This window comes from uncultured Gimesia sp. (assembly GCF_937919775.1).
Lineage (GTDB): Bacteria > Planctomycetota > Planctomycetia > Planctomycetales > Planctomycetaceae > Gimesia.
This window is the reverse complement of the sequence record NZ_CALFPF010000263.1, coordinates 1-13,249: the sequence shown is the minus strand read 5'-3', so window position 1 is coordinate 13,249 and position 13,249 is coordinate 1. Positions and strand designations below refer to the sequence as shown.

Annotated in this window: 7 protein-coding genes; 4 read left to right on the top strand and 3 right to left on the bottom strand. The window is 51.1% G+C overall.

Going from position 1 to position 13,249, the window contains the following annotated elements; translation table 11 throughout:
• Nucleotides 1–107: 107 nt before the first annotated feature.
• Nucleotides 108–6,215: a hypothetical protein gene (locus tag Q0294_RS07045; RefSeq protein ID WP_299462473.1), complete on the top strand. Its 6,108-nt coding sequence runs from the start codon at nucleotides 108–110 to the stop codon at nucleotides 6,213–6,215.
• A 15-nt stretch (nucleotides 6,216–6,230) separates the two neighbouring features.
• Here the strand turns inward: Q0294_RS07045 and typA are convergent, their stop codons facing one another.
• Nucleotides 6,231–8,054, bottom strand: coding sequence for a translational GTPase TypA (gene typA / locus Q0294_RS07040; RefSeq protein ID WP_299462470.1), 1,824 nt, complete (start codon nucleotides 8,052–8,054; stop codon nucleotides 6,231–6,233).
• A 287-nt stretch (nucleotides 8,055–8,341) separates the two neighbouring features.
• Here typA and Q0294_RS07035 point away from each other — a divergent pair, with 287 nt between their 5' ends.
• Nucleotides 8,342–9,955 (top strand): D-aminoacylase, encoded by a 1,614-nt coding sequence (locus Q0294_RS07035; protein ID WP_299462467.1) that lies wholly within the window; start codon nucleotides 8,342–8,344, stop codon nucleotides 9,953–9,955.
• 22 nt (nucleotides 9,956–9,977) lie between these two features.
• Nucleotides 9,978–10,727 (top strand): (5-formylfuran-3-yl)methyl phosphate synthase, encoded by a 750-nt coding sequence (locus Q0294_RS07030; RefSeq protein ID WP_299462464.1) that lies wholly within the window; start codon nucleotides 9,978–9,980, stop codon nucleotides 10,725–10,727.
• Here Q0294_RS07030 and Q0294_RS07025 read toward each other — a convergent pair.
• Both Q0294_RS07025 and Q0294_RS07020 read right to left on the bottom strand, forming a co-directional pair.
• Nucleotides 10,719–11,813, bottom strand: a complete 1,095-nt coding sequence (locus tag Q0294_RS07025; protein ID WP_299462461.1) for a PDZ domain-containing protein — start codon at nucleotides 11,811–11,813, stop codon at nucleotides 10,719–10,721. The genes Q0294_RS07030 and Q0294_RS07025 overlap by 9 nt on opposite strands.
• A gap of 84 nt (nucleotides 11,814–11,897) precedes the next feature.
• Nucleotides 11,898–12,977, bottom strand: a complete 1,080-nt coding sequence (locus Q0294_RS07020; protein WP_299462458.1) for a trypsin-like peptidase domain-containing protein — start codon at nucleotides 12,975–12,977, stop codon at nucleotides 11,898–11,900.
• Between the two features lie 75 nt (nucleotides 12,978–13,052).
• Here Q0294_RS07020 and Q0294_RS07015 point away from each other — a divergent pair.
• The coding region (locus Q0294_RS07015; protein ID WP_299462455.1) for a hypothetical protein at nucleotides 13,053–13,249 on the top strand (197 nt) is incomplete at its 3' end.

The window sequence follows — 13,249 nt, the reverse complement described above, 5'->3', positions numbered from 1 at the left end:
GATGCAAACTGATAGTTTGTGAGTGATATATTGTAGAAGCTAACGCCTTTATAAAAGAGTTTATCGATCTGATGTATGCGTAATCGTCTTCAACAGGAATCAATGACATGGACATAGTGATCTTCGGACTTCTGATCGGATTGACGATGATCACCTTGATTGGTCATGGTCTCTGGCTGCTTGCCGCCGCGTTCGTCAAATTCCTGACCAAAGACGATTCTTCCCCCCTGCCTGCTCCTGCTGCGAGAACAGACACCGAAGATCGACAGACCGCACAGCGTTATCTCAGGCGGTTATACTATGAAGGAAAAATCCCTGAGCAGGATTTTCAGAAGCTCCTGCTCTACACGGCCGAAGAACTCGCGGCCCCCGCAACAGCAACTGCCCCGCCATTATCAGAGCCCACAATCCAAACACCAGCGGTCTCCCCTCCCGAATTACAGACTTCACCACAAACAGAGAACGCTAAAGAAAGCTCCTCTTCAGAAATCGCCGATTTTCTGGACGACGATGATTTCCTCGATGAACCAACCGTCCAGAAACGCCCTGCGACTCTGATTCCTGAAACTGCAAAACCAGCAGAGAAACGCCCGCTTGGTTCTCTGCTGAGTGCATTCATGGAAGAAAAAAATATTCGCTGGGGAGAATTGATCAGCGGGCTGCTGATTGTAGGGAGTGCCATCGGCCTGGTTGTCAGTCTCTGGTCGACGTTGAAAAATCAGATTCCCTACCTCCCCGCGCTGCTGTTCCTGCTGGCAACCGCCGCCATTCATGGTGCGGGACTCTATACATATAAACGCTGGAAACTGGAATCCACGAGTCGCGGGCTGTTATTGATCACCGTCCTGCTGGTCCCGCTCAACTTTCTGGCCGCGATCCGACTCTCCGACCATCGCCCGATCACCGATCCGTTATTTATCCTTGCGATCAGCATCGGCTTTGCGGCGTTTGGATGGATGGTCTATTCCGCCAGCCGGATTCTGGTCAGTTTCGGACGCTGGCAACTGCTGGCGGTGTTACTCGGTGCGTCGGCGGGACAATTGATTATCTCTCGCATCGCGATCGGCGAGCCCTCTTTTCTGCGCACGAATCTGCTGGCGATCCTGCCTGTTGGCTGTTTTATCATCGCCATGACAAATATCCTCCGGCGGACCTTTCACTGGAAAGAAATCACGGATTCTCTGGCCCGCGAACTGGCAACCATCGGCGGTCTTTCGCTCTTCGCGGTGCTCGCTCCCTGCTGGCTGTTAGTCTGGTACTCGACCAACCGTCTGGAAACGTTTGCCTATCTGACACCGCTGGTCTCGGTCATGGAAATGCTGCTGATGGGACTGGGGCTGGTTCTGCATCATCGAAAAGAAAAAGACGAAGCACCGCACTGGTCGTTGGCCGGGTCTTCGCTCGCGGTTTTTTCGGCCTTAATGATGCTGATGAACTTCGCTATCGCCTGGCCGCGGGTTGAGATCATGATCGTACTCGGTATCGTCAATGGCATCAGCCTGACTTTACTGGCTCTCGAAGGCCGGTTTGCCTTCTGCCATATACCGGCTCTGATCTCGGCAGCGATCGCCGGTTTACTCGGTTTTCATGTCCTCACAGACACCATCGCCTTGCAGGGCACTTCACAACGTGTCCTGGTCGAATCACTTCTGCTGGGACGCAGTGCTGTGGTTTTCATCGCGTTTGCCATCCTCGCCTCTATCGCAACTCTCTTTTTGAAACGTGCCAAGAAAGAAGAAGCCGCCCGGTATTATTTTTATGCAGCGGGATGTTTTTCCGTCGGTTCCAGCATGATCGCCATTTATGCCGGCTTTATTACTCGAACCGATCATATCTGGACCACACTCTCTCTGCTCGTGAATTCGATTGCCTGCCTGATCGCCAACTGGCGGATTCGGAAGCAGTTCGTTTCAGCCATTGCATCAGGCCTGTGGTTTCTGACTCTACAACACGCACTCTGTATCAATGTGTCATTCCGAAGCTGGCTGTCCGGCTATGATCTCTTGCCGGATGCCCCCTTTGTCTGGGGCTGCTTGATCCATGCCACGGCCGGACTCAGCTTCCTGTTCGGATTGCATTATTGGTCCCGCTCCAGAAATCATTCCAGTCCCCCCTGGTCCATCCTTCCATTGAAATCGAATCCGTTTACGCTTCCCATCGTGAATGGTTCTTTACTGACATCAGTACTGCTGGTCCCGTATGTGCTCCTGCAGACCATGTCGGCGGAAATGCATGCCTGTTATGCGTTCTGGCTGTTGCTGATCTGGATCACGGTCGCTCTGATAAAAAAATCCGATTTCTGGTTTCTGTTTTCGCAACTGGCGGGAACGGTGGGCAGTCTGTACGTAGCAACTGCCATCGGTGAGCATTACGGTCTCTGGGAACACTCCCGCTGGTCGCATCCCAAATACTGGTTAGTTCATATCATGGCAGTAGCGATCTGGATTCTGCTGGGAGCGGCCGTTCATTCCAAAAAATATTCCCGGAATCTGCTCGGCTCTCTGGCTCGGGCCTCGCGTTTGAACATTCAACCTGTGCTCTTGGCTGGTTCGCTTGTCACGACAGGTTTCGTGCTCTTTCTGTCGATCATTCCTGCTATCGCTGTCGACTTTGAACTGGCGTATCAAATGCAGAAAGTACATCACTATGCGGCCCCTTTCCTGCTGGCATTATTGCTCTACACACTTGGATTGACGATCGTGACTATGGGCAAATTTCGGGAATACGGCTTCGGTACCATGTCTGGTTTCATTCTGAGTGTGTTACTCCTCGCTGTTGCTCTCAATCTCCGAAATCTGAACCTCTCTTTAGCAACCATCGGGTTTACAGCCCCCCATTCAACAGAAGCCTTCAGCGTCTGGAGCTGGGGCTGCCTGGGCTTATTAACCGTTGCTTGTGTCTCTTATCTCAACAGTCGCTACCAGAAAAACGCCACGCAGGGATTGCTGTTCATGACCTATCTCGTTCCCTTCCTGATTGCGGGTTACTTTATTGAACAACATCGCACCGCGGATGCCCTGCGCTGGGCATTGGGGATCTATACGCTTTTCATGACGGTACTGATTCTAAAATCAGAATCAGTTATGCAATATTTACGTTCAAAACAAATCCGGTTGCGCTACTTGCCGAAGCTGTTCGCAGACAAACCGGCGTGGTGCAATCTTAGTGTTCTGGGCGCTTGCCTTCCCTTGCTTGCTCTGACAATCTATCAGGTCTTCGGTTCCTGGCTGGAAATTTCTCCCCAGCTTGAACCTGCAGCAATCTCTGCACTGATCAAACCGCTCCTGGCGTTCTGTGTCCCGATTCTGATGCTGATGGTCGCGGCTGTGTTTTATGCCATTCACTTTCGTTCCACAGGCTGGATGCTGATCGGTTCGCATTTCCTCGCCGCGACGGTAATCACGGGCACGATCATCACGATTTCGGAACCATTGAACTCGTTCTACTGGGATGATCTGATTCGCATTTCGATTTATACCGGACTCGCATTTGCATTCTATGGAATTTTCTGGCTGTTTATGGAACAGCAAATCAATCCTCAGTATCGGGACCTTCAAAGTCTGTCCCCGGTTTCCTGGCCGTTCGTTCGCGGGCATTTTGCGAGTATGTTATGCCTGGTCGTCATCCCGTATCTGCTCCCGTTCCTGATGAATCTGAACAACCCCGAACACAACTGGAAGCCGTTCTTCCCGGACACCTCGCCCATCGCGCTGCTGACCATCATCGTCGCGGCTATCAGCGTCAGACTGTTTTCCCGCCGCTATTCCAGCAGCCTCAAAACAAACGGACTGACATTTTTGAGTTTGGCTTTCATCGGTCTGGTAACAGTTCTGTTCTGGCAACACTCGCAATTGACTGCCTGGAAGATAAACCTGCTGATGGAAGTCGGTTTGATTCTCGTGGGAAGTTTTCACACGCTGCGATTTGTGCTGGAGTCGCGCCAATCACCGGATGAATTGGACCATCAGGCCAATTCGAATCGGTATTGGCTCTGGTCCCAGTTAATCGGTCTGATGTTATTTTTGTTTGCATTCCGTGGCGGCTGGTCAGATCCCCTGCGTCCCATTCCTGCAGTCATGATTTCAACGGTGTGGACGGTCATTTATGTCATTCTGGGCATAACACTTCGCAAAGAAATTCTCAAATACGCATCGCTGGCCACCGCATCAGCAGGTACCATCTTTCTGATCACTGCCCACTGGTTTGATCCGGGAATTCAGCTTCAAGTACAAAACGGAATGGATCTCCTCAAGTGGCTGATCACGACGGCAGCCGTCATGTCGGGTTGCTGGCTGATCATTGATCTTTATCAGCAGGAACGTATTTCAGAAGACGCGGCTGCAAATGAACAACCAGCGCTTCAGCAGATTCTGTCGCGAATCCTCACCGGTCTCGTCCTGTTCTACACCCTGCTGATTACGGTCTCTCGTACGTTGCTGGTTTCGACAGACGTACCTGTCATTCGCGATCTGGCGGGTTGGGTTGCGTTAATCTCAATCTCGCTCCTGCTTTTCGGCCTGCTCTGGGACCCGAAAAGCCGTTATTCGCTGCCGGCTCTGTTTACCGTGGGAATCTGTGGAATTGCAACCTACCTCAGCAATGAAACCGAACTGCGCCTGCTGGCGCAACATTCGGGCCTGGCGATGGCCGGTTATGCCTGTCTGCTCGGCGGTTTATGGCGTCTGCGAGTAGTGCTGATCCACAGTGCTACAGCATTTGCGATTCCCAATCTGGAATCCCTTCGGAAGCAATCCTTAAACTGGCTGCCTCCCGCGGTGACTTTCCTCTCGGTTTATGCCATGCTCTCTTTATTGCACAGTGTGCTCCGTTTTGAAGATCAGAATCTGCGCTGGTGGTCGGTTCTGGGAACCGCCATCACCGGCCTCGCGTTCTACGCAATGAGTAATCAGCGCGAACTCTCGCAGATGTTCAAAAAACGGGCCCTGTTGGCCGGTGGAGTTGGCTGCCTGTATTTCGGCTGGGCGTTACTTCCGGTACAGGGTAACTTTTACTGGCTCGATCACCTGATTCGATTACTGGAAGTGGTTTCCGTGCTGAGTCTGGTGACCACGCTGATTCTGGTCAAATGGCCGACTCTTCATCAGGACTGGTCTGACGCATTACGAAAAAGTTCACGCACGTTTCTGATAACCGCTGGTCTCTCGCTGCTGTCGATCCTGATTTCAGAAACCGGATTTTTACTGGCCGATATTCCGCTGGTGATCTCCAAAGCCCGAATTGCCGTTGTCTCTGCGACTCTGGTTGCCCTTTCCGCCGCGTTGATCCTGATGGCAGCGGTTCCTAAATATGATCCGTTTCAATTTCCTCTGAAACGACGCATGCTGTATGTTTATGCGGCTGAAATTGTTCTGGCCCTGCTGTTCCTGCACATCTACCTCACGCTGCCGGAACTCTTCCGTGGCTATCTCCTGCCTTACTGGCCGTACATTGTGATCGCTATCGCTTTTGCCGGTGCCGGGGTGGGAGAATTCTTCGAGCGTATCGGTTTGAATGTGCTGTCAGAACCACTCCAGCGAACCGGCGCCTTTTTACCTTTGCTGCCAGCACTCAGCTTCTGGATTCATGCGGCTTCCCGGCAGGCGTCACCGGTTGTCGGCGATTATTCGATGATTCTCTTACTGATCAGCATTGTGTATGTGGTGATGAGCTTATGGAGAAAGTCTTTCGTGTATACCACGCTGGCTGCGCTCGCCGGCAACGGTGCGCTCTGGGCCTTCTGGGTGGAACAGGGGCAGGTCTTCACGCAGCATCCCCAACTCTGGTTGATTCCTCCTGCACTTTCGGTCCTCATCGCCACGCATTTGAATCGCAGCAGACTCAGTTCCGCACAGCTCACCGCCATCCGCTACTTCTCCACGATCACGATTTACGTCAGTTCGACCGGAGACATGTTTATCGCCGGCGTGGCGAACAACTTATGGCTGCCGGTCATTTTGTGTGGCCTGTCCGTGCTGGGCATCCTGGTAGGGATGATGCTCAGGGTCCGTGCCTTTCTGTATGTCGGAGCTTCATTTCTGACGCTCTCGATTGTCAGTATGATCTGGCACGCATCCCAGTCCCTCGGTCATATCTGGCCGTGGTGGGCGTTCGGAATCGGTCTGGGAATCTGTATCCTGACCCTGTTTGGCATGTTTGAGAAGCGTAAAAACGAAATGCTTGAGCTCGTGGGCAAGCTCAAGCATTGGGATCGTTAAATCACAGCACAGACTTTACTCGTCCGTCGTAGTACGATGATTCCGTTTGCGTTCGTTTTCCGTCAGATAGATTTTCCGCAGACGAATGATCTTGGGAGTGATTTCCACATATTCATCATACTCAATGTATTCCAAAGCCGCTTCGAGACTCATGTCACGCGGCGGTTTGAGAACCATATTTTCGTCTGATCCGGAAGCGCGAACGTTGGTCAATTTTTTGCCGCGGATCGCATTCACAACCAGGTCATTGTTACGAACATTTTCCCCGACAATCATCCCTTCGTAGACATCAGCTCCCGGTCCCACAAAGAACTCGGCACGGTCCCGCAGTTTCCACAATGCATAACCGACTGCCTGACCTTTATCCTGGGAAATCAGCACACCGTTCGCACGGCGGGGTACTTCCCCTTCACTCAGCTTGTAAGCTTCGAAACGGTGATTGATGATCGCTTCACCGCGCGTTGCATTCAGCAACCGTGTTCGCAAACCAATCAAACCACGGGCAGGAATCGAAAATTTCAGGTGTGACATACCTGTTTCACTGGAAGTCATATCGACCATCTGGCCACGGCGGGCACAGACCAGCTCCATGACAGACCCGACGACTTCCGAAGGCGCATCCACTTCCAAAGATTCAAAAGGCTCGTGCCATTTCCCGTCAATTTTCTTGCGAATGACTTCTGGTTTGCCGACGGAAAGCTCATAACCTTCCCGTCGCATCTGCTCGATCAGAACTGATAAATGCAGGATGCCGCGACCGGAAACGGAGAAGGAATCTTTATCCTCGCGCTCTGTGACACGCAAAGCCACATTCGATTCCAGTTCGCGCATCAGCCGTTCACGCAGATTACGACTGGTGACATACTTACCATCCTGTCCTGCCAGCGGAGAACTGTTGATCGTAAATAACATCGATAATGTCGGTTCATCCACGTCGATCCGAATCAGTGCCTGGGGCTTCTCTGCACAGGCAATGGTATCGCCGATTTCCGGATTATCTAATCCGATCAGAGCGACAATGTCGCCTGCAGAAGCCTCTTCGGCGGGGGCACGTCCCAGATTGTTGTATAACTCAACCGTATCAACGGTGCTCTTAATGTGGTCTCCGTTGCGTTTAATAACCATCACGCGTTGGCCAGGCCGAACTTTTCCACTGTTGATGCGGCCTGTTGCCACGCGGCCGACATATTCGGACCACTCCAACGTGGTGACCATCATTGTCAGCGGTGCATCCTGATTGACATCGGGCGCTGGTACTTTTTCCAGGACCATGTCCAACAGCGGATGAATGCTGTCGCCAAAATTGTCGAGGTCATGCGTCGCGAAACCTTCGCGGGCACTGGCATAGATATAGGGAAAATCGAGCGTTTCATCGTCTGCGTCCAGTTCGACGAACAGGTCGAACATCTCGCTCAACACATGATCGGGACGACAGTCGGCACGGTCAATTTTATTGATGACCACGAGCGGCTTTAAGTTGCATTCCAGTGCTTTTTTCAAAACAAAGCGGGTCTGAGGGCGAGGACCTTCAAAGGCATCCACCAGGATGAGAACGCCATCTGCCATTCGTAAAACACGTTCGACTTCACCACCGAAATCCGCGTGACCGGGAGTATCAATGATGTTAATCTTCACGCCCTTATACATCAAAGCGATGTTTTTGGCTAAAATGGTGATTCCGCGTTCGCGTTCCAGATCGTTCGAATCCAGAATACAGTCACCTTTTAACTGAGCATCACGAAAATGACCACTTTGATGTAATAAGGCATCAACCAGCGTCGTCTTCCCATGATCCACGTGCGCAATGATAGCAATGTTCCGCACATCTTCTCGTTTCATGACTCTCAACTCTTCCCACTATGAATCTCTCGAAAGACCATCTTGACATTCAAACGTTCCTTACAGGGAACAGAGGGTCTCAACAAAAAACCGCTTCTCAGCGAATCAGGCAACTATATAAGGGGCGATATATATCAACAATAGATTAGTCGTGCAAAGCCCAGAAATAGACATTCTTACTGGCAGTTCTGACCGGTTTTAGCGATACTTTGATCATTACTACGTCAAATCTTCATAAATTGAGAGCGCACACCGTCAATTTCAAGCTTACAGGGGGTTCATCTCATATGGGACAGCTTTGCTTGCGCACCTGCCTTTATCTCTTGCTTCTGATTTTCATTCCTGTTTTATCGGTATCCGCCCAGGAATCAGAACAGCTCGATTTGATCCTCAAAGGGGCAACGATCATTGATGGCACGGGAAAGCCCGGATTTACAGGCGACATCGCCATCAAGAACGAACGTATAGTGTCTGTCGGCCCGGAAATCACTGTCCCGGCTGACCAGATCATTCAGTGCCGCGGCCTGACGATCGCCCCTGGGTTTATTGATTTACATAACCATAGCGACCGGCAGATTATTTCCCCACTGACCCGTGCCAATATGAATTTTGTCACCCAGGGATGCACAACGATTGTCACAGGTAATTGCGGCAGTGGGCCGGTCGATACGGGAGAATATTATCGTAAAATCGATACTACGGGAAGCGGTACAAATGTTATGCATCTCATCCCGCAAGGTTCTCTGCGTGATCAGGTCATGGGGTCCGGCCAAAGAGAGCCTACCCCTGAAGAGCTGAAAACGATGAAAACGCTGGCTCTCAAGGCCATGCAGGACGGCGCCTGGGGGATGTCAACCGGTCTGATTTACGTTCCGAGTTCTTATGCGCAGACAGACGAACTGATTGAACTGGCGAAAATTGTGTCTCAACACCGGGGGATCTATGCCAGTCACATCCGCAATGAAAGCACGGAATTACTTTCCGCCATCAATGAAGCCCTGAAAATTGGCCAGGAGGCAAAACTACCCGTGCATATTTCTCACTTCAAATCCAGTGGGCAAGACGCCTGGGGACTGGTGATCCGAGCCGCTCAGATGATCGACGATGCACGAAAACAGGGACAAACCGTCACCGCAGATCAATATCCTTATATTGCTTCCAGCACATCACTGGGTGCCACTTTGATCCCTCCCTGGGCTAGAGCAGGCAGCGATAAAGAGTTGATTGAACGCCTGGCAGCACCGGAAACTTCTCAAAAGATCATCAGCCAAATCGAGAATAATATTGAAAAGCGCGAAGGGGGAAAAGCCATCCGGATTGCCCGCTATTCTGATAATCCAAAATGGGTGGGAAAAAATCTGCAACAAATCGCCGACGCGGAAAATAAAAGTGTGCTGGAGATTGTGCTGGAAATCACACGTAATGGCGGAGCTTCTGTTGTGAATTTCAGCATGAATGAAGACGATGTCCGCCAGATTATGAAAATTGACTGGGTCGCGACGGCTTCGGACGGTCGTGCCTATCTGCCGGGGTCAGATCGCCCTCATCCACGAAATTACGGGACTTTTCCACGCAAGCTGGGTTATTATGCGATCCAGGAAAAAGTCATTCCACTGGAACATGCGGTCCGTAGTGCCACGGGTCTGCCTGCTGATATTCTAGGACTCAAAGACAGAGGTTATCTTCGCGAGGGAGCGTATGCAGATATCGTGGTTTTTGATACAAAACAACTGATTGACCAGGCGACTTTCGATGACCCCCATCAATATTCGAAAGGAATCCGCTACCTGTTCGTGAACGGACAGCCGGCCATCAATGCCGGATTTCCCACAGGCAGTCTGGCGGGCAAAGCCCTGCGTCATCCCGCGGTTGACGAACCGGCAGAAAACCACACTCCTTAATCACGCCAGGAAGGCTCCTGCTTTGAATTCACATCACGTACAGCTACTGGTCAGCATTCGGCATCGGGACGAAATCGAGCCCGCACTGCGGGGGGGTTGTGATATTCTGGATCTCAAAGACCCCTTGAACGGGGCGCTTGGCATGGTTGATGAGTCGACACTGTGTTCGATATGTGAGTCTCTGCGCAATCGCCCCGTCTCTGTTCCGGTCAGTATGGCTCTGGGAGAACTGCGGGAATGGCAGGAAAAAGATTCCGCCCCCCTCATTCCTGCAGAAATCACCTACCTGAAAATGGGTCTGTCGCACACGGCCGGGCTGTGCAACTGGTATTCACACTGGCTGGAAGTGAGACAACGGATCGAAGCCAGAAACAACACCGCGTTTCAGTGGATTGCTGTCGCTTATGCAGACTGGAAACTGGCAAAAGCGATTTCCCCACAGGACGTTCTCACAGCCGCCATCGAAAGCCGGTCTGCGGGACTTTTAATCGACACTTATTCCAAACAGGGGCAAAACCTGCTGGACTCTCTGTCTCTCGATGAGTTGAAAGCACTGATTGAGCAGGCACGGTCCCATAAATTAAAAATAGCACTGGCCGGATCGATCGATTCGAAAACCCTGACATCACTGGCAGAGGTCTCGCCGGATATCATCGGAATTCGTGGCGCAGCCTGTCTCGGAAAAGTGAGAACGAACGGCTTGCAGGAGCAAGCGGTCAGAAAATTTCGAACACAACTCGACCGCCAGTTCGCGTTGACCGAATCAGGATGACGTATTCGTCGAAACCGTATGTTCTTTCGCATCCTTCACGGGATTGTAGGGAGCATACTGTTTCAGTTTCAACTTTTCGATCATGGGAATGACATGGTTGGCTGGAATCGCAAAGGATTTTGTTCTGCCTGCACGGGCAATATTCAACCCGATCGCCTCTCCTTTGAGGTCCACAATCACACCGCCGCAGTCTTCCGGGCGGAGCACGGTATCGTGCTGTAAGACTTCCGTAAAACCGGTTTTACGACGGCTTAAGTCCCCGCCCATTTTTTTCTGCATTTCGCGTAAGCGGTCATAAATCAGCATCTGCGGGTCGGTCAGGACGACGACCGTAGTGAGTTCTTCTTTTTCCCGTAAGACTTTCAGCAGCACCCGGTCTCCCGGCAGGAACTTCTGCACAAAATTTGAAAGGGCGCTCGCACTTTCAATGTCTTCGCCAGCCACATTCAAAATCACATCGCCGGCCTGAAGTCCTGCTTCTTCTGCACCACTCTCGCGCATGACCTGCTTGACCAGTGCGCCCCCCTTAGCGTCGTCAATACGTACTCCCAGCACACCGGGCTCTGGCTTGATCGCACGCCGGGGAACACTGAGAACTCCCACACTGACAGGCGACATACTTAAGCCGGGTGTCACCAGCCACTGACCGACCCGGGGATCGATGGCCGATTGCCATTTCACTGTGGGCAGGCCTTTGGCATCAATCTTGATCAATGCCAGATCCAGTTTGCCATCGACGCCGACGATCTCTGCTTCATGTCGTTCTGATGTCGATAACTCGCAGGTGAGATGTCCTTCCAACTGGCTGGCCTTAGTCAGAATCCAACCATCTGCTCCCACAATGGCGCCCAGGCAGGCTTCTTTTCCGTTGGATCGAATCCGCACCGTCCATGAACGGGGTGTTGAGACCACAGAACGAAAGGCTTTACGAATCTGGGAGCCACCGGTTAACTGGCTTGGTTGTAATTGATCCTCGGCATAACCCGTGGAAATCAGCCATCCGGCGAAAACCGGAACGATCAAAAACGCCAATAGAGACTGAACGCTGATCGACTTTTTACTTCTATTTTTTTGATCGTGGCTCAAGAGCATCTCCTCAGACCTGCATTATTACCTTGATCTTCATTTCAGAGCAATAAAAGAAGATCGAATCGTTTTCTGAAATTTCATTTAGTCTCGGGCCGCCAGTTGCACTTCAACCAGGATCGTTTTCTTATCTCGAATCAGTTTGAGTTGCACGGTTTGACCGGGTTTATATTGTTGAACGACTTCAGCCAGCTGTTCAATGCCTGTAATTTTCTCTTCGTTTAATTGAATAATCAGATCGTTTGCTTTTAATCCCGCGATTTCCGCAGGAAAACCTCGCGTGACACCCGTCACTTTGCAGCCTTCGTCAGAATCGATTCCATTCACTCCCAGCACGGCGTTCTGCCCCAGAGGCTTCGCGCCCCACATATCTCCGGAAACCAGTTTATCCCAGTCATCCTGAAAGGCAGAGACGGGAATATGAAAGTTCCAACTGGTTGCAGGACCGATACGACTGTGGATGCCGATGACCTCGCCCTTCATGTTAAAGAGAGGTCCACCGGAATCTCCCCCGATCAGCGTGCAATCGGTTTGAATCAGATGTTTCTTGCGAGAGACCACTCTTCCCAGTCGGACGACAGGCTCGCGCCCTGCCTGATAACCATTCGGGTGTCCGGTTGCCAGCACCCATTCTCCGGGCTCCAGTTTGGAAATATCTCCCATCTTCACCTGGGAAAGTTTGCTGATATCAATTTCGCTGTCTTCGACAAGTTTCACCAGGCCGGCATCCATCCCCCGGTTTAAACCCATCGTCCTGCCTTTTAATGTTCTGCCATCGTGTAAAATAATTGTGGCATTTTTTTGAGCCAGCCCGATCACGTGTGCCGCGGTCAGAATATAACCGGCTTTATTATCAATGATCACACCACTCCCCTGTGCATCACCCACACGCACCGAAACGGTACTGTGAATCGATAACTCGGTGAGCGAAGTCACCTGTTTCTCAATCGCCTGCAGATCCTCTAATGAATCAGGAACCGTCTTGAAAAAAACTTCTGAGAGCGCAGCAGCCGGAACAGGAGTGACGGGCTTGAGAACCTTCACCTCTTCTGCACTGATGCGGGAAACCGACAATGCGATGATTAATATAAACGCACTGCTCGGAATGCGTCTCATTAAAGCATTCACTGCTCCACCCGGACTGAATAAACGGCTTGATTTCATAAATCTTCTTACAACGATAATTAAAGAAGTACGTCTTAGGTAAGAAATGTTGACTATAGGATACGCGATTCACATATGCGTTTACAAGAAAAAACACAAAAAACAAAATGGTTGACCATTTTTCTAAATTCGTTACAAAGTAAGACTTGTGACGGTTTTCGATCTCCGAAAAGAATTTCAGATCTGCTGAATCTTGCTTTTGACAGTCCTTTCATTCAGGAGAAAATCCACTATGATTCCTCAAGCTATCTAAGCGAAAGCCTCGTTTCATT

What these genes read in the sequence shown, in the direction of transcription:
- Q0294_RS07045 (WP_299462473.1), top strand. Translation starts at nt 108, where the DNA reads ATGGACATAGTGATCTTCGGACTTCTGATCGGATTGACGATGATCACC.
- Q0294_RS07035 (WP_299462467.1), top strand. Translation starts at nt 8,342, where the DNA reads ATGGGACAGCTTTGCTTGCGCACCTGCCTTTATCTCTTGCTTCTGATT.
- typA (WP_299462470.1), bottom strand. Translation starts at nt 8,054, where the DNA reads ATGAAACGAGAAGATGTGCGGAACATTGCTATCATTGCGCACGTGGAT.
- Q0294_RS07020 (WP_299462458.1), bottom strand. Translation starts at nt 12,977, where the DNA reads ATGAAATCAAGCCGTTTATTCAGTCCGGGTGGAGCAGTGAATGCTTTA.